This is a genomic window from Acinetobacter sp. V2, assembly GCF_001188385.1.
GTDB classification, from domain to species: domain Bacteria; phylum Pseudomonadota; class Gammaproteobacteria; order Pseudomonadales; family Moraxellaceae; genus Acinetobacter; species Acinetobacter oleivorans.
Window position 1 is genome coordinate 201,107 of sequence record NZ_JZFB01000002.1, and the last position, 18,064, is coordinate 219,170.

At 38.0% G+C, this 18,064-nt stretch carries 14 protein-coding genes; 10 read left to right on the plus strand and 4 right to left on the minus strand.

Annotation, left to right across the window (positions count from 1 at the left end; translation table 11 throughout):
• Nucleotides 1-578 (plus strand): hypothetical protein (locus tag UC75_RS09745; protein ID WP_049837606.1); only part of this gene is annotated, 578 nt, incomplete at its 5' end.
• A 100-nt stretch (nt 579-678) separates the two neighbouring features.
• Here the strand turns inward: UC75_RS09745 and UC75_RS09750 are convergent.
• Together UC75_RS09750 and ettA are read right to left on the minus strand one after the other, a co-directional pair.
• Nucleotides 679-1,272, minus strand: a complete 594-nt coding sequence (locus tag UC75_RS09750) for a hypothetical protein (RefSeq protein ID WP_049837461.1) — start codon at nt 1,270-1,272, stop codon at nt 679-681.
• 178 nt (nt 1,273-1,450) lie between these two features.
• The gene (gene ettA, locus UC75_RS09755) at nt 1,451-3,112 is read right to left on the minus strand and encodes an energy-dependent translational throttle protein EttA (RefSeq protein ID WP_005300902.1); all 1,662 of its coding nucleotides are present in this window, start codon (nt 3,110-3,112) and stop codon (nt 1,451-1,453) included.
• Nucleotides 3,113-3,407: 295 nt separating this feature from the next.
• On the opposite strand from ettA, the gene UC75_RS09760 reads away from it, so the two are divergent.
• The 4 genes from UC75_RS09760 to UC75_RS09775 all read left to right on the plus strand — a co-directional run bounded on the left by UC75_RS09760 (nt 3,408) and on the right by UC75_RS09775 (nt 7,768).
• Nucleotides 3,408-4,685, plus strand: a complete 1,278-nt coding sequence (locus UC75_RS09760; protein WP_049837462.1) for an O-acetylhomoserine aminocarboxypropyltransferase/cysteine synthase family protein — start codon at nt 3,408-3,410, stop codon at nt 4,683-4,685.
• Between the two features lie 272 nt (nt 4,686-4,957).
• Entirely contained in the window at nt 4,958-5,848 is an 891-nt protein-coding gene (locus UC75_RS09765; protein WP_005300894.1) for an SDR family NAD(P)-dependent oxidoreductase, read from the plus strand.
• Between the two features lie 243 nt (nt 5,849-6,091).
• Nucleotides 6,092-7,015, plus strand: a complete 924-nt coding sequence (locus tag UC75_RS09770) for a DUF2167 domain-containing protein (protein ID WP_049837463.1) — start codon at nt 6,092-6,094, stop codon at nt 7,013-7,015.
• Complete coding sequence (locus UC75_RS09775; RefSeq protein WP_049837464.1) at nt 7,016-7,768, plus strand: hypothetical protein; 753 nt, start codon at nt 7,016-7,018, stop codon at nt 7,766-7,768.
• 80 nt (nt 7,769-7,848) lie between these two features.
• Here the strand turns inward: UC75_RS09775 and UC75_RS09780 are convergent, their stop codons facing one another.
• Together UC75_RS09780 and UC75_RS09785 are read right to left on the minus strand one after the other, a co-directional pair.
• Nucleotides 7,849-10,035, minus strand: coding sequence for a bifunctional SulP family inorganic anion transporter/carbonic anhydrase (locus UC75_RS09780; RefSeq protein WP_049837465.1), 2,187 nt, complete (start codon nt 10,033-10,035; stop codon nt 7,849-7,851).
• A 296-nt stretch (nt 10,036-10,331) separates the two neighbouring features.
• Complete coding sequence (locus tag UC75_RS09785) at nt 10,332-12,680, minus strand: Tex family protein (RefSeq protein ID WP_049837466.1); 2,349 nt, start codon at nt 12,678-12,680, stop codon at nt 10,332-10,334.
• 666 nt (nt 12,681-13,346) lie between these two features.
• Here UC75_RS09785 and ompR point away from each other — a divergent pair.
• The 5 genes from ompR to UC75_RS09805 all read left to right on the plus strand — a co-directional run bounded on the left by ompR (nt 13,347) and on the right by UC75_RS09805 (nt 17,853).
• Nucleotides 13,347-14,111: a two-component system response regulator OmpR gene (gene ompR, locus UC75_RS09790; RefSeq protein ID WP_000060753.1), complete on the plus strand. Its 765-nt coding sequence runs from the start codon at nt 13,347-13,349 to the stop codon at nt 14,109-14,111.
• A 17-nt stretch (nt 14,112-14,128) separates the two neighbouring features.
• On the plus strand, nt 14,129-15,586 hold the full coding sequence (locus UC75_RS09795) for an ATP-binding protein (protein WP_005300883.1): 1,458 nt from the start codon (nt 14,129-14,131) through the stop codon (nt 15,584-15,586).
• 27 nt (nt 15,587-15,613) lie between these two features.
• Nucleotides 15,614-15,742 (plus strand): hypothetical protein, encoded by a 129-nt coding sequence (locus UC75_RS18790; protein ID WP_081399242.1) that lies wholly within the window; start codon nt 15,614-15,616, stop codon nt 15,740-15,742.
• 35 nt (nt 15,743-15,777) lie between these two features.
• The gene (locus tag UC75_RS09800) at nt 15,778-17,292 is read left to right on the plus strand and encodes an acetyl-CoA hydrolase/transferase family protein (RefSeq protein WP_005044101.1); all 1,515 of its coding nucleotides are present in this window, start codon (nt 15,778-15,780) and stop codon (nt 17,290-17,292) included.
• A 129-nt stretch (nt 17,293-17,421) separates the two neighbouring features.
• Nucleotides 17,422-17,853 (plus strand): GNAT family acetyltransferase, encoded by a 432-nt coding sequence (locus UC75_RS09805; RefSeq protein ID WP_049837467.1) that lies wholly within the window; start codon nt 17,422-17,424, stop codon nt 17,851-17,853.
• Nucleotides 17,854-18,064 lie beyond the last annotated feature (211 nt).

The window sequence follows — 18,064 nt, forward strand, 5'->3', positions numbered from 1 at the left end:
CTTTAAAAACCGATCAAATTATTGCCTTAGGTCAAGCAGTTAAAAATGATCAAGAACAAGGCTTTGTATTTATCGGTCAAGATTATAATTATTTAATGACTGACGGTAGCTCAAACCTTTTAAATATTATCAAAAGCATTTCAGCAGAGCAGAGAACAATAAAGACGCCATCACCTCTTGTACTTGAGATGGATGATTCCACCTATTTCCATGGAGAAATAACGATTCGTTATAATATCCCTACGTCCAAAATGGATGAAAAGCAAAAGGAACTTTTAAAGACCTTAGGTTTTAAAAATCAATTCATGGCAATGGAAAATCAACAACAAGTTTTTTATCCCTTCACCATCATCCGCTTTAAAGGAAAGATTTATCAAAAAGCAGAGAATCAAAAAATTCAACAGCAACTCTCAGTTCCCTATCCAGTCGCTTTACAGCAAAAAGATGAAATAACCAAGAAACATCCGTTTAAACGTGTAACACGCATGGCGTTATATCCTTTAGCAATGACCTTTGACGTGATTACGGTAGCTCCATCATTAATATGGTCAGATTTACATGGTGACTTTAATAAATAAGATCTTTCACTCCTAAAACAAAAAACCAGCCCTTAGGCTGGTTTTAAAAATTAACTGGCAATATGTCACACAAATAGCTTGTGTACTTGAAACTAGATGTTTATTGCTGTTTTTGTAAGTCAGAAGAAAAACGAATCACAACATCATCAACAACTTTATTAAATGCTTCATTAATCGACATTGGTTGCACATTTTCAATAGGCGCTTTTTTGTTTCCTACTGTTGTTAAAATCATATGCGGGTAACGCTCAGATACTTCTTTACCTTGAGCATCAACATAATTAAATTTAAACTCATATTTATCAGCAATCGCATTACCGACAGCACCAAAAGTCAAACCCGTTAGAACCCCTTTGCCCGCAGCCTCACCTAAATCAGCCACATTATTCGCAGTTAAATGTAATTTTGCTTGCTTCTCACCATTCGCTTGGGCTGTTGGAGAAAATACGCCTGTTGCTCTTAGACTACGCTCAACTGCTGATTGCAGTTCTTTACCGGCTTTTGGAACAACTGCTCCATTTCGCTGAAATTCAGTAGTTAAAACCACTGGAATAGGTTGAGCTGGTTTTTTAATATCCGAATAGGAAAGAGACTTATAAGCAGGATCAACATAAGATTTTACTGAAAGACATCCAGTAAGTTGTGTAGCAACAGCTACCCCTAAAGCAATAGTATAAAGTTTGAATTTTTTCATGATTTTCCAGAAAGGTTTATTTACCTTTTAATAAATTAAGCCGTAATATTAATCTTAATAAATCAAAAATATAAGTATAAATTCAATCACTTTAGGGAATTTTAATTTTTTATTTCTTAAAATTTTTGATAAAAAACAAAAAACCAGCCCTTAGGCTGGTTTTTTCAATTAGCAGAGATTAACCGCTAATTTTTTTGTATTTCGTACGTTTTTGAACAGCGTCATCACCTAAACGTGACTGACGATATGCTTCATATTCTGCATAGTTACCTGCGTAGAATTCTGGCTGTTCATTTTCAAATGACAAGATATGTGTCGCAATACGGTCAAGGAACCAACGGTCATGCGATACCACCATTACCGTACCTGGGAATACAAGAATTGCATCCTCAAGCGCACGTAAAGTTTCAATATCCAAGTCGTTCGATGGCTCATCCAGTAAGATCACGTTTGCACCCATCTGCAAGATCTTCGCAAGTTGTAAACGGTTACGTTCACCACCAGACAATTCACCTACACGTTTTTGCTGATCTTGACCTTTAAAGTTAAAACGGCCGATGTAAGCACGTGACGCGATTTCGTAATCACCGATTTTTAAGATATCTAAACCGCCAGAGACTTCTTCCCAAACAGTTTTATTATTATCTAAAGTGTCACGAATCTGACCAACATAAGCCACTTTAACTGACTCACCTAAGGTCACAGTACCTGTATCAGGTTGCTGTTCGCCAGTCATCATACGGAATAAAGTCGTTTTACCCGCACCGTTTGGACCAACGATACCAACAATCGCTGTTGGAGGTACGGTAAAGGTTAAGTTTTCGTACAACAAGCGGCCATCGAATGATTTACTGATACCTTCAACTTCCACAACTTTATTACCCAAACGCGGGCCAGGTGGAATATAGATTTCAGACGTTTCATTACGTTGTTGGAATTCTTTAGAGTTAAGCTCTTCAAAACGTTCCATACGTGCTTTGTTTTTCTTTTGCTGACCTTTCGCATTTGAACGAACCCATTCAAGTTCTTTTTTCAATGCTTTAGCAAAAGATTCTTCTTGTTTCTGCTCTTGTTCTAAACGCGCATTCTTTTGTTCTAACCAAGAAGAATAGTTTCCTTGATAAGGAATACCCATACCACGGTCAAGTTCAAGAATCCACTCAGCCACGTTATCCAAGAAATAACGGTCATGCGTAATCGCAACGATAGTGCCTGGGAAATCTTTCAAGAAACGTTCTAACCAAGTTACAGATTCTGCATCTAAATGGTTCGTCGGTTCGTCCAGAAGTAACATATCTGGTTTCGAAAGCAATAAACGGCACAGTGCAACACGACGACGCTCACCACCAGAAAGTAATGTTACGTCTGCATCCCAAGCTGGAAGATTCAAAGCATCCGCAGCAATTTCAAGCTGGTTGTTTAGGTTGTGTGCATCCCAAGCATGGATAATTGATTCTAATTTTTCCTGCTCTTTTGCAAGTGCATCAAAATCTGCATCTGGGTCTGCATATTCTGCAAAAACCTGATCAAGACGCTCTAATGCATCTAAAGCTTCACGCACGCCATCTTCAACGTTACCACGAACGTCTTTAGTCGGATCAAGCGGTGGTTCTTGCTCTAAATAGCCGATTTTAATTCCAGGTTGTGCACGAGCTTCACCGGAGAAATCTTTATCTACGCCAGCCATAATACGAAGCAGGGTAGATTTACCTGCACCGTTCAAACCGAGTACACCAATTTTGGCACCCGGGAAAAATGATAAAGAGATGTCTTTTAAGATTTCGCGCTTTGGCGGAACCATTTTAGACACTCGGTTCATCGTATAAATATATTGGGCCACGCAGGACTCCTCAATTGAAAAACCAATACATCGCATAAGCGATAAATAATCGCGCGTATTATACGCTGAAAACCTCATTGACTTGAAGTTATGATTTCCATCGTACGGATTTATCAAACAATTTTCTTTTTCAATAAGTTGCAAAATGTTTATGTATAAGATTTATACAGTGTTTCAGCGTATATTTTTCTATCTTTATTCCTAAAATTAGAAAACAAACCAGAATTTCTGCAATTTTCAATATGAATTTTAGGCTAGACTCGCTCAATATTTAACTCACGAAGATGAAGTAATCATGACTTATAAAGATGAAACCTTAGCAATCCATGCTGGTTATTCACCAGAAGCAACCACAAAAGCTGTCGCGGTTCCTATTTATCAAACCACTTCTTATGCGTTTGATAACACACAACACGGTGCCGATCTTTTTGATTTAAAAGTTCAGGGGAATATTTATACCCGTATTATGAACCCGACCACTGCTGTACTAGAGCAACGCCTTGCTGCACTCGAAGGCGGGATTGGTGCTTTAGCTCTAGCTTCTGGAATGGCAGCAATTACTTACTCAATTCAGACGATTACCGAAGCTGGAGACAATATTGCTTCTGTCTCAACCTTGTATGGCGGAACGTATAATCTATTTGCCCATACCTTACCAAAACAAGGTATTGAAGTTCGCTTTTTTGATTATCAGAAACCTGAAAGCTTACGTGACTTAATTGATGATAAAACTAAACTTGTTTTTGTTGAGTCGATTGGTAACCCACTTGGAAATATCATCGATTTAGAAGCAATTTCAAAAATCGCACATGAATATGGTGTACCCGTCATTGTCGATAACACCGTTGCCACCCCTGCTTTATTAAAACCTTTTGAATATGGTGCAGATATCGTCATTCATTCACTTACTAAATATATCGGTGGACACGGCAATAGCATTGGTGGAGCAATTGTAGATAGCGGTAAATTCCCTTGGGGTAAATATCCAGAACGTTTTAAAGTTTTAAACACGCCTGACCCAAGTTATCACGGGGTTAATTATGTCGAAGCTTTAGGTGAAGCAGCCTATATTGCACGAGCTCGCGTTGTACCATTACGTAATACAGGCGCAGCAATTAGCCCACTGAGTGTTTTCTTGATTTTACAAGGTCTTGAAACTCTAAACCTCCGCATCGAGCGTCATACTGAAAATGCTCAAAAAATTGCAGAATATTTACAGACTCATCCAAAAGTAAAATGGGTTAACTACGCAGGTTTAAAAGATCATCCACAACATCAGCTTGCTCAAAAATATGTAAAAGGTAAACCTTCTGCAATTTTATCTTTCGGCGTACAAGATGGTCTCGAAGGCGGCACTCGATTCATCGATGCTCTTCAATTATTTACTCGTCTCGTAAATATTGGCGATGCAAAAAGTTTGGCGTGTCATCCTGCAACGACGACTCATCGCCAGCTTAATGAACAAGAACTTAAATCTGCTGGTGTAAGCGAAGATATGGTACGTCTTTCAATTGGAATTGAGCATATTGATGACTTAATTGCCGATTTAGAACAAGCACTTTCAGCTGTATAACTTTTAAACTATTCAACAAGCCTCTGGAAATAGAGGCTTTTTTATTTTTTATTTATTATACAACTAAAATAATTAATAGATTAAGATCGTATTTTAGAGTTTTTACTCTAAATAAATTGTTAAATTTCATATATTTACAGACTAGACAATTTTTAAACATCTATTAAGATAAGGACAATATTTATGAGTTCATTTGGATGAACCTACGGTTGTAAAAAATAAAAATTACATACCGGAATAAATAGTCCCTGCCCCTACTTAGGTAAAATGCTGTGAATAAAAAATTAGAAGCTCTGTTCCAGGAAAAGGTACAAGATAAAGTCATTTTAGTGACAGGCGCCTCGAGTGGAATCGGATTAACGATTTCAAATAAGCTTGCTGATGCTGGTGCCCATGTTTTACTGGTTGCCCGTACTCAAGAAACTTTGGAAGAAGTCAAAGCAGATATTGAAAGTCGTGGCGGTAAGGCATCAATTTTCCCGTGTGATCTCAACGATATGGACATGATTGATCAAGTGTCTAAAGAAATTTTAGCGACCGTTGATCACATCGATATTTTAATTAATAACGCAGGCCGCTCTATTCGCCGTGCCGTACATGAGTCTTATGATCGTTTTCATGACTTTGAACGCACCATGCAATTAAATTATTTTGGCGCAGTACGCCTAGTTCTTAATATTTTGCCACATATGATTCAGCGTAAAGATGGGCAAATCATTAATATTAGCTCGATTGGTGTGTTAGCAAATGCGACTCGCTTTTCTGCTTATGTTGCATCTAAAGCAGCGCTTGATGCATTTAGCCGCTGTCTATCTGCCGAAGTTCATGCGCACAAAATCGCGATTACTTCAATTTATATGCCATTAGTTCGTACCCCAATGATTGCACCGACTAAAATTTATAAATATGTACCAACACTTTCACCTGAGCAGGCTGCTGACTTAATTGCTTATGCAATTGTGAAACGCCCGAAACGTATGGCAACTAACTTAGGCCGCTTAGCTTCAATGACATATTCCGTTGCACCGGGCATTAACAATATGTTTATGTCGATTGGTTTCCGGTTATTCCCAAGTTCAGATGCAGCAAAAGGTGAAAAAACTGAGAAATTAAACTGGGCACAAAAAGCATATGCACGAATCTTCCCAGGCGAACACTGGTAATTTCTAATAAAAAAAGCAGAACCATTCGGGTTCTGCTTTTTTATGGACAGAATTTAGAGCGTTATTAAAATAATTTTCCATATTAAAAAAATTGAATAATAAATTTTATTCTTAGCCTCATTTAAATATATTAGATGTAATAATTATTTTAATTTTTGATAAAAATAAATTAATATCAGCAAATAAATTATGCAAAAAATAAATTGCTACAAAACTAAACTTTAAAATTATTGTGAGAAATTCATGTCAAATTCTTTACATTCAAGAAAAATACGTCCGTTAGTTTATGCTATTTCACTGAGTATCGGGATGATTGGCGTTTCTTATCTACCACATTCTGTATACGCTTCAGAAAATGTAGATAAAAATACGATTAGCAATAACTCTACTCAACAAGCCGAAGAAAATCCGCTATCAAAATTAGATTGGCATATCGGGCCTAAAAAAGAAAATATCGCAAATGTAGCAACATTAAATACGGTTAAAGATGAGGGATTTTTAGACCCAACTAATGCTGATAAATTTTTAGAATTTACCGGTAATTTAACAAATGGCAGTACAAATATTTTAGTTGCACCAGATGACTCTTGGTGGGCAACCTTTAATTTTGATGCATCTGGCTATGTAAAAGACGATGAGAAAATTGATGCTGATGCTCTACTAAAACAACTTAAAGACTCAGACGCTCCATCCAATGAGGAAAGAACCCGCTTAGGGTTACCAAAACTTTATACTGTAGGTTGGGCCGTTCCTCCTCATTATGATAATCAAACTAAAAGATTGGAGTGGGCACTAAAAGTACGTTCTGAAGATAATTCAGAGACCATTAACTACACGACACGTATATTAGGTCGAACTGGTGTAACTAGTGTCACTCTAGTATCAGACGAAGAACATCTCACTCATAACATTGATGAATTCAAAAAAAGCTTAAAAGGATTCGATTACAATTTTGGTGAGAAATACGCTGAATATCGAGAGGGAGATAAAGTTGCAGGATATGGCTTAGCTGCCTTAATTGCAGGTGGTGCAGCAGTAGTCGCAACAAAAAAAGGTTTTTGGGCTGTCATTGCCGCCTTCTTCGCAGCAGCTTGGAAGTTTATTGCTGTTGGGGTTGTTGCGCTAGGTGGGTGGATTAGCTCTATCTTCAAAAGAAATAAATCATAAATGTATCTATCTTTAGAAACTCTTTTTGTTTTAGGTATAGTCGGGTTTTATATATATGACTCGACTTATCTTTATTTTTACAATGAGTTTAATATCCAGAAGGGTTTTAAGACGTCTTTTCACCCTCAACTTCTTTCAAGAAAATTAAACTTTTTTAGTAAATATTTAGTGTTTTTTAATTTACTTTTACCCTATCAACTTATTTTCAAATGCTCATGGAAGTCTATTTATTCAGATAAACAAATAATTTTTAATGATGATATAACTCATATCACTACTATCAGCAGAACTCTTAAACCTCTTCAATTTTTAAACATTCTTTTATTTTTACTCATCATCTTTTTCTTACCGCTAGTTATCTTATTAAAGTTAAATTATGTGATTCTTGCTATCACCATAACTACAATTTACTTTTTAAATATTATTAATATTTTTTACGTGATATATAAACGAAAAAAACTAAAACTCTCTTGGGTAAAAGTCCTTCAACTTGCAATGGATGTTTTTTTATGTCCTCCTTTCTCTGTAAATTTGCTACGTAAAATAAGCTTAAACTATGTTGTTAAGACCGAAGGTACTATCTTAGCTAAAGAAATATTAAGTAAGAAAAACTATCAAGAATTTATCAATACTGTTTTAACTGATCTTGAAGCCCTGAAATCAACTTCAAGTATAGAAAATATTTCCAAAATAGAATTAAGAGAACAACAGCTTATTGCTTCTCAAAATTTAAATTATAAAAGTGACAAATAAAAAGCCCCCTAAGTCAGGAGGCTTTTTCCAAAATGTTAATTACTTTAACTAAAGGTGAGAAAACCTATCACAATGAATGATCAATCAAGAAATTGAACATGCCCTGTTTTTACATCGTAAATTGCACCCACAACTACAATGTCACCTCGCTCAACCATATCTTTGAGCACACTGCTGTTATTAATAATGTACTGGATGTTGTAGTGAACATTCATTGCTGTTACTTGGCTAATAAAAGCATTACCTAATTCACGGGGCTGCATAATGTCATATACGCTATCAACCGAATGCATTAATGGCCCAAGCACATATTGAATGTGGGGCATTTCCTTCACATCGGACACTTGCTTTTGTTCTAGGCGTAATTGGCATGCACTCGTCACCGCACCACAATCAGTATGTCCCAAAACAACAATTACTTTAGAACCTTTAGCCTGACAAGCAAACTCAAGTGAACCCAATACTTTTTGCCCAGCAATATTACCTGCAATTCGTAAGCTAAACAGATCACCAATACCTACATCAAAAATCATTTCGGTAGGTGCACGTGAATCCATACAACCAAGCACTGCTGCGATCGGATGCTGGCCTTCATCTGCAGTAACACGAATTTGTCGATAAATATCTCTTTGTAAACGTTCGTTTTTTACAAAACGTTCGTTTCCTTCTTTAAGTAAGTTTACAACCTGTTGAGGACTCAACTTTTGTTGCAAGTCATGTGTACTAATATCAATATCAAGTACCGCATCATCAACGTCTTGATAGTGCTGTTTGAACCCGACCAGTTTAAGATTTACCTGACGTTTAATGGCCGTTTCACTTTGATAATCTTGAATAACTTGATAGATATCAGGATCAATCGAATCACATTGAGTCGCATCAATAATGAGTTGCTGATGTTTATGCACATGTTCCAATGCTGAAATAAGTGCAGAACGATTAAGAAAAGTCACTTGTGATGGAAGTTCAATACGAGTCACTACGCCATGCAAGCGCTTCTCTCTATAAACACGAATACCTTTATTAAAGTTACCATAGAGAATAAAAGCACTACTGGTGAACAGACCAATTAAAATTCCCATTAAAAGATCGGTCAGTAAAATTGCAACCAAAGTAATAATAAAAGGTAAAAACTGTTTCCAACCTTTTTGATAAAGCTGCTTAAAGAGTTTTGGATGGGTCAGCTTAAAGCCTGTCACGATTAAGATTGCAGCTAATGCAGACAGAGGAATCATGTTCATTAATGGCACGAAGAACAAAACCGCTAGCAGCAACAATACGCCATGAATAATGGTAGAGCATTTGCTACGCGCACCTGTATTTGCATTCACAGAACTACGTACAATTACTGAAGTCACTGGCATTCCACCAATTAAGCCAGAAATGATGTTACCTGTACCTTGTGCCCAGAGTTCACGGTTAGGAGGAGAAGAGCGTTTCTGAGGATCGATTTTATCTGCGGCTTCCAGATTCAATAATGTTTCTAAAGATGCCACGACAGCCAGAGTAATGGCCCCTGTGTAAATCATAGGCTCAGCTAAATAGCTAAAATCAGGAAAGATTAATACATCTTCAGGTGCTTGTAAGATATTCGGTAACTGAATGAGATTATCAATTTGCACTGCCCATGCAGAGCCAATACTCACCAAAACAAAATTTAAAACTGCTGCAAGCACAACCGCAATCAATGCCGAAGGCAAAGCTAGTTTTTTGAGTGGACTACTATCCCACGCTAAAATTAAGAATAAACTGAGCAAACCAATAAGTGCAGCTCCGCCATCAAAACGCTGTAGAAATACATCTGGGGTTGATGTCCAAACCTGTTTCAATGAAAAATCAGAAAGTCCAAACAGATAAGGCAATTGTGTCGCAATCAGGATGACGCCAATAGCAGCGAGTAATCCTAAAATGACATTATTTGGAATAAAGTTGGCAAAAAAACCTAACTTGAATAATCCAAATAGAATTTGCAGGACACCAGCAAAAATAATACATAATAAAAAGGCGGCATAATTGCCGCCTAGTTGTTCTAACTGTACAAGAATGACGGCAGTCAGCCCTGCCGCTGGGCCTGCAACGCTAATGTGGGAACCACTTAGCAAACCTACGATAATACCGCCCACAATACCTGCAATAATACCTGAGATGATGGGAGCACCTGAGGCTAAAGCGATACCCAAGCACAGCGGTAATGCCACAAGGAATACGACGACTCCAGATAAGAGGTCTTTTAAATGAAATCTATTTTTCAGGTTTAAAACCGACATAAAACAACCATTTATAATAAAAAGAAATAAGCAAAGTTGTACTATTACAGCCTGAAAGTGAGTAAATGCTTCAAGGCTCGATTGATGATGTCGAACAACTGAATATCATTAAAGTTTAGTTATGCTATAACGTTGTATATTTAATTGTGTATTTAACAACGATTTGTTGATCTTAAGATTCACCTCATCTTTACGACTGCGATTTTTTCCTTAATTGCTCTTTAATACCGATTAGAAATAATGCTTCGCCAATAAAAAAGCCCCCGATTGGAGGCCTTTTTATTAATTAAAGACGCTTATTTAGAGCCTTTAATCCCTGCTTGTAACAACAACGCCCCTAAACCACCAATTTTTTGTTCTTGAGGTTTCTCTTGCTTGGCGCGCTGAGGACGTTCAGCTTGATCTTTACGTGGTTGAGGACGTTTACCTTGCGGTTTACGTTCAAAACGTTGTTCTGTATTTTGTTCACGGCGTGGTGGACGCTGAGCTTTTACAGGTGCAGAACCTTCAGCACGCATACTTAAGTTCACGCGGTTACGTTCAACATCAACCTGCATAACACGTACTTGTACAATCTGGCCCGGTTTTACAACTTTATGTGGATCAGATACAAACTCATTTGCAAGTTCAGAAATATGAACTAAACCATCCTGATGCACACCAATATCAACAAAGGCACCAAAGTTTGTGACATTCGTGATCACACCTTCAAGTTGCATACCTTCTGTCAATTGACCAACTTCAGTAATATCTTCACGGAATTTAGCAGTACGGAACTCTGGACGTGGGTCACGACCTGGTTTTTCGAGTTCAGCTAAAACGTCTTGAATTGTTGGTAAACCAAATTTGTCATCAACAAATTCATCAGCTTTTACTTGGCGAATGATTTCAGTATTACCGATGATGTCTTTAACAGTTGTTGCTTTTGCTGCAACAATTTTCTCAACAAGACCATAACTTTCAGGGTGAACTGAAGAAGCATCTAAAGGTTCAGAACCATTTTGAATACGTAAGAAACCAGCTGCCTGTTCAAAAGTACGTTCACCTAAACGCGGTACGCTTTTCAACGCTTGACGGTTGTCAAAACGGCCATGCTCTTTGCGGTATTCAACAATCTGTTGAGCAATTGCTTTGTTTAAACCAGCAATATAAGCCAAGATTGCTGGTGAAGCGGTATTTACATCAACGCCTACAGCATTCACACAGTCTTCTACCACTGCATCAAGGGTTTTTGCCAAACCAGTCTGGTTCACATCGTGTTGATATTGACCCACACCAATTGACTTCGGATCAATCTTAACAAGTTCAGCAAGTGGATCTTGTAAACGGCGAGCAATAGAAACTGCACCACGAATTGAAACGTCAAGCTCTGGAAGTTCCGCCGATGCAAGTTCACTTGCAGAGTAAACAGATGCACCCGCTTCACTTACAGTGATTCGTGTTAAATTCAGATCAGTATTCGCAGCCATCATTTCAGCAACAACAGCTTCTGTTTCACGGCTAGCTGTACCATTACCAATTGCAATGAGTTCTACATTATATTCACGGCATAGACGTGCAAGTTCAGCAATTGAACCTTCTTTATCATCTTTTGGTGCAAATGGATAAATCGTGCTGTGAGCAAGTACATCACCTGCATCGCTGATCACTGCTAGTTTCACACCTGTACGAATACCAGGGTCAACACCCAAAGTCGTACGGCTGCCTGCTGGCGCTGACAATAATAAATGACGAAGGTTTTCAGCAAATACCTGCATTGCTTCTGCTTCAGCAGTAAGACGTTTTTCTGTTAACAATGAATGTTCGATTTGAGGACGAATCTTGCCTAACCAGAATAATTTTGCAGTTTGCTTTAAGAAATCCTGACGTGCTTGAGGTTGAATTTGCTCTAGGTTGTATTCAGTTTCAATACGTGCCAATGGCGCATCATCTTCACCATCTACTTTCAAACCCAATACGTTTTCTTGACGACCACGTAACATCGCTAATAAACGATGTGAAGGTAATTTGTTTAGACCTTCAGAGAACTCAAAGTAATCACGGAATTTTTTACCAACTTCTTTCTTTTCTTCAGATGCAACCGCACTTTTTAAAACCGCAGTTTTTGCAAAAGTTGTTTTTAATTCTGTAGTAAGTGAAATATTTTGTGCCCAGTCATCAATCAGAATATGCTGAATCGCATCTAACTGACTCTCAACGTCTGGATAGTCTTCGTGACTAAAACCAGCCAATGCTTCTGTCGGGTCAACTTGTTCTGCAATAATTTTTTCAGCAATTGGTCCTAAACCTGCTTCTTTTGCTTTAAAAGATTTACTTGTACGCTTAGGGCGATACGGTGCATAAATTTCTTCTAAAGCATTTTTTGTTTCGGCTGCATTCACCCGCGCCAACAAGTCATCACTCAATTTATTCTGTTCTTGCAATGACTGAATAACCTTTTCACGGCGCTCATATAAATCACGTAAATACGCTAAACGAGTATCTAATTGGCGTAACTGCGTATCATCTAAACCTTGTGTTACTTCTTTACGGTAACGGGCAATAAATGGAACACTGGCACCTTCATCAATTAAGCGGATGGCAGCTTCTACTTGGTTTGGACGTACGGCAAGCTCACTTGCCAACTGCTGAACTAAGTCAGTCATCGTGTTTGATCCCACAAGGATAAAGTTTAAAAGCACTGATTATAAAGACCAAGCCCATAAAATCCACACTTGTTTGCGTATTCAAAACGTTTTTTTGTATTGTCTCTGAATATTTATACTTTTTACGACTACTAGAGCACATAAAAACAGGAGTTCAACTATGAAAAAGTTGAGACTGAGCTCTGTCTTTTAATCTTTAAAAAATATAAACGTAGGACTTATGTCATAAATCTGACAAAATTTTATTATAATTTATGAGAAAATGAACATATTGGTACACTCTTTAAAAGATAAAAATATAGAGATTCAACAAGGTTTTATTCGTCTAACTTTTTATGGAACCCAACTATCTGCTTATTTCAACAATTAAAAAATCAAAAGAAATAAGTCAGCTCATTTGAAATAACTTATTTGAAACAATTAGTTATTAATATTTAATTATTAAAAAATTATCAAAGATTTAAGTATTTGTTTTTTTAGATCAGTCTTTGCTAAATTATGAGCTTAAGATGTTGTTTTTTGGTTTCAAACTACCTTGAAAATTGTAATTTTGAGCAAATTGATACATAGTCTTAACAAGAACATCAGCATTATACTGAGGGCTTGTTGGCAATAAGCCTCACCGACCCAATAATATATAAATTATGACTTTAAAGGGAGTACATCATGAGTTTAGTTGTACCTGCTGAACATCCTGAAACCGTACACAACGAAACGGATCGTGTCGAACGTATTTTAGTGGTCGATGACGATGTGCGTTTACGTACCCTCTTGCAACGTTTTTTGGAAGATAAAGGCTTTGTTGTAAAAACTGCCCACGATGCTTCGCAAATGGACCGTCTATTACAACGTGAGTTATTTTCACTTATCGTACTCGACTTTATGTTGCCAGTTGAAGATGGTTTGAGTATTTGCCGTCGCTTACGCCAATCAAATATTGATACACCAATCATCATGCTCACAGCGCGCGGTAGCGATTCAGACCGTATTGCAGGTCTTGAAGCTGGTGCAGACGATTACTTGCCAAAGCCATTTAATCCAAATGAACTTTTAGCCCGTATCCGTGCTGTATTGCGCCGCCAAGTTCGTGAAGTTCCTGGTGCTCCAAGCCAACAAGTTGAAGTTGTGAGCTTTGGTCCATGGTCTCTAGACTTGTCTACCCGCACACTGACACGCGAAGGACAAATCGTTACCTTAACGACTGGTGAATTTGCAGTATTAAAAGCATTGGTACAACACCCACGTGAACCATTAACGCGCGACAAACTCATGAATTTAGCTCGTGGCCGTGAATGGGGTGCAATGGAACGTTCAATTGACGTTCAAGTCTCTCGCCTACGTCGTTTAATTGAAGATAATCCTGCACGTGCACGTTATATTCAAACGGTATGGGGCGTGGGTTATGTATTTGTTCCAGATGGTGCGGAATAAGTTTGAGATAAAATAGAGTGAGTTTAGATCCAATCGCGCCACAAAACTTTACTGATTACGCTACCTACTCAGAACGGAAACGAACTCGGTGGGAACGTTTTCTCGACAAAATTAAGCCACGCTCTGCTGCCATGCGTACCACTATTCTGGTACTTCTGGTGGTGTTTTTTAGCTTATTTATGTCGTTATGGTTCTTTTGGCGCACGCTTTACTTACCTGAAATTCAACAACACGCGCGTTATCTTGCAGTTGAACTCGAGCTCGTCAACAATCCGGATATACGAATTTTTCATCGTGAAAATGAAGTCGATGTTGATGAGTGGTTACGTAATCGTGTTGGAATTGAATACATTACCAATCCCAAAGAATATCCAAGTGTCCGCGATAAAGTAATTGCTGAGTTTTTTACTAATCAAATCGAACAAAAACTGGCAAATGAGATTGGGGCTAAGGATGTTACGGTTTACTTCCAGTTTAAGCCTAGCCCACGTATTTGGATTCAAACACCTGAAATGCACGGGAACTGGGTTCGTGAACCTTTAAAAACCTATGCAAACTACAGTCCTGAACTTTTAATTGGTTGGGTCGTTGGTGTTCCTCTACTGTCAGCTATCATTATTTTGATTCTAGTCAGACAAATGAACCGCCCTTTGCGTCGTTTGCAAAATGCTGCCAATGAATATAGTAAATCAGGAACAGCACCTTACTTAGATACCAATCATGGTCCATTAGAAATTCGACAAGTGAACCAAGCTTTTAACCGTATGGTCTATACGCTTGATCAAACTGAGCGTGAACGACGTATTATGTTGGCCGGTATCTCACATGATTTGCGAACGCCTTTAACTCGCATTCGCTTAACAGCAGAAATGCTACCGGACGAGTTCTTACGTGAAGGTCTGGTCTATGACGTAGATGATATGGATGCAATTCTTAATCAGTTCATTTCGTATATGCGTGATGGTTCCGATGAAGAGTTGAAAGACACCAATATCAATATGCTTTTGCAAGAACTTGTTGTGCAATTTAAGCCCCTTGATATTCAATTCGAGATGCAGGATGTGCCCATTATTCCGGCACGTAGCCTTTCTTTAAAACGGCTTATTGCGAACCTGATTAATAATGCAAAACGCTATGGTGCTGAACCTATAGATCTCAGTGCAAAAGTTGAAAATGAAAATATTTTAATTACTGTTGCCGATCATGGTGAAGGTATTCCACCAGATCAAATTGAAGAATTAATGCAGCCCTTTGTCCGCGGAGACGCCGCAAGAACGATCCAAGGGAGTGGACTTGGATTGGCTATTGTCAAACGTATTGTCGATATTCATCATGGTGAAATTCAAATTCACAACCGTGAACAAGGTGGTTTAGAAGTTATTATTTCTTTACCTATCCCAAAATCAGTCCCTGAAGAAAATAGCTCGATCAATCCATTAGAAAAAATAAAACAAACTTTGAGTGAGCGCTTTTAATTTAACCAGTTGGTTATTAAAAGGCTCATTTTAAAGACAAATAAAAGCGATAAAAATCAATTAAATAAAAACCATAAATATAATTTATACCACCATTTATTTACAAAATTAGACCTTAGCCTAACACCTATGCACTTTTCAATTTTTCATAGCTAAAATCCCGTATGTTTTGACAATTCTGAGGATGTCCAATGTCTTTAAGTCGTATTCGCCTAGCTTCTCTTCATGACAAGGTCATCAGTGCTGAACAAGCTGCGCAATTCATCGAAGATGGAATGACTGTAGGTATGAGTGGTTTTACTCGTGCTGGTGAAGCTAAAGCTGTTCCACAAGCACTTGTAGAACTTGCAAAGAAAAATCCGTTAAAAATCACGTTAATTACGGGTGCCAGCTTAGGTAATGACTTAGACAAACAACTCACGGAAGCAGGTGTTTTATCTCGTCGTATGCCATTCCAAGTGGACAACACTTTACGTCGTGCCATTAACAATGGCGAAGTTATGTTTATTGATCAACATTTGTCTGAAACTGTTGAACAAATGCGTAACCAACAACTTAAACGCCCTGATGTTGCGGTAATTGAAGCAATTGCAATTACTGAAGATGGTGGCATTATCCCAACAACTTCTGTAGGTAACTCTGCAAGTTTTGCTATTTTTGCCGAGAAAGTTATTGTTGAAATCAACACATCTTTAAGCGAAAGCTTTGAAGGTTTGCACGATATCTACATCCCAACTTACCGTCCAACACGTACTCCAATTCCATTAACAAAAGTGGATGAGCGCATTGGTACATCTGCAATCCAAATTGATCCTGCAAAGATTGTCGGTATTGTATTTAACGATACTCACGACTCACCATCAACGGTAACTCCGCCAGATGATGAAACTCAAGGCATTGCAAACCACCTGATTGCTTTCTTTAATAAAGAAGTTGCTGAAGGTCGCTTACCAAAGAGCCTTGGTCCATTACAAGCGGGTATCGGTTCTATTGCGAATGCTGTATTAACTGGCTTAAAAGATTCTGACTTTGAAGACCTCATCATGTACTCAGAAGTATTACAAGACTGTACTTTTGAACTCATTGATGCAGGCAAAATGAAATTTGCTTCTGGTAGCTCAATTACGCTTTCTGCAAAATGTGGCGAGAAAGTTTTTGGCAATATCGAAGCTTACAAAGACAAATTAGTACTTCGTCCACAAGAAATTTCTAACCATCCTGAACTGGTTCGCCGTTTAGGTATTATCGGCATTAACACTGCGCTTGAGTTTGATATTTACGGGAACGTGAACTCGACTCATGTATGCGGTACTAAAATGATGAACGGTATTGGCGGTTCTGGTGACTTCGCTCGTAATGCTCACTTGGCAATCTTTGTGACCAAATCAATTGCTAAAGGCGGCGATATCTCTTCTATCGTACCAATGGTAAGCCATGTTGACCACAGTGAACATGATGTTGATATTTTAGTGACAGAACAAGGTTTAGCAGACTTACGTGGTTTAGCACCTCGTGAACGCGCTCGCGCTGTTATCGACAATTGTGTACACCCACTTTATCGTGATGCATTAAATGATTACTTTGATCGTGCATGTGCTAAAGGTGGACACACTCCTCATTTACTTCGTGAAGCGTTGTCTTGGCATGCAAACTTCGAAGAAACAGGTCAAATGCTTCAAGCAGCACCAGTTGCAAAATCAGCTTAAAAGACTAATTGAATTAAAGCACTCCTAAGGGGGTGCTTTTTTATTTGTGTAAATTATTAATAAAGACTGCTCAAGTCCGAATTTTTATTTTATCTTTTGAGCACATCAAAACAAAAAGTAGAAATCCATATGTTTATCATTCGTCAATTTACAAATGCGGATCTGGAAGATGTCGTCATTTTATGGGAAAGCTGCGGCCTGACTCGACCTTGGAATAATCCTGAAACCGATATTTTTAGAAAAGTCTCACAACAAGATGATTTGTTTCTAGTTGCGATTAAAGATGAGCAACTGATTGGTACGCTTATGGGCGGCTATGACGGCCATAGAGGCTGGATTAACTATTTGGCTGTTCACCCCCACCAACAACGCTTAGGCATAGCTACAGCCCTTGTTCAGCAGCTTGAAAAACGACTGATTGCTCGAGGTTGCCCAAAACTTCAATTATTGGTGCGTAAAGATAATTTGAATGTACTGAATTTTTATGAACAACTCGGCTATGACGAAGTAGAAGCGGTATGTTTAGGAAAACGTCTAATTAACGATACTTCACATGATTAGAGCCTTATTTATTATTATTTTGGCATAACACAGAAAGTAAACTGAGTTTGGGGATAAGTAAGTGTGCTTGTGGATAAATCTCATTTTACCCACAACTAAACAAATAATTGCTTTAGATAAAATCACGAGCATGAAAAAAGCCTCATACGTTATGTATGAGGCTTTTTCGAATATGGTGGCGAGACCCAGGATCGAACTGGGGACACACGGA

What these genes read in the sequence shown, in the direction of transcription:
- UC75_RS09770 (WP_049837463.1), top strand. Translation starts at nt 6,092, where the DNA reads ATGTCAAATTCTTTACATTCAAGAAAAATACGTCCGTTAGTTTATGCT.
- UC75_RS09750 (WP_049837461.1), bottom strand. Translation starts at nt 1,272, where the DNA reads ATGAAAAAATTCAAACTTTATACTATTGCTTTAGGGGTAGCTGTTGCT.
- UC75_RS09785 (WP_049837466.1), bottom strand. Translation starts at nt 12,680, where the DNA reads ATGACTGACTTAGTTCAGCAGTTGGCAAGTGAGCTTGCCGTACGTCCA.
- UC75_RS09760 (WP_049837462.1), top strand. Translation starts at nt 3,408, where the DNA reads ATGACTTATAAAGATGAAACCTTAGCAATCCATGCTGGTTATTCACCA.
- UC75_RS09775 (WP_049837464.1), top strand. Translation starts at nt 7,016, where the DNA reads ATGTATCTATCTTTAGAAACTCTTTTTGTTTTAGGTATAGTCGGGTTT.
- ompR (WP_000060753.1), top strand. Translation starts at nt 13,347, where the DNA reads ATGAGTTTAGTTGTACCTGCTGAACATCCTGAAACCGTACACAACGAA.
- UC75_RS09780 (WP_049837465.1), bottom strand. Translation starts at nt 10,035, where the DNA reads ATGTCGGTTTTAAACCTGAAAAATAGATTTCATTTAAAAGACCTCTTA.
- UC75_RS09805 (WP_049837467.1), top strand. Translation starts at nt 17,422, where the DNA reads ATGTTTATCATTCGTCAATTTACAAATGCGGATCTGGAAGATGTCGTC.
- UC75_RS09800 (WP_005044101.1), top strand. Translation starts at nt 15,778, where the DNA reads ATGTCTTTAAGTCGTATTCGCCTAGCTTCTCTTCATGACAAGGTCATC.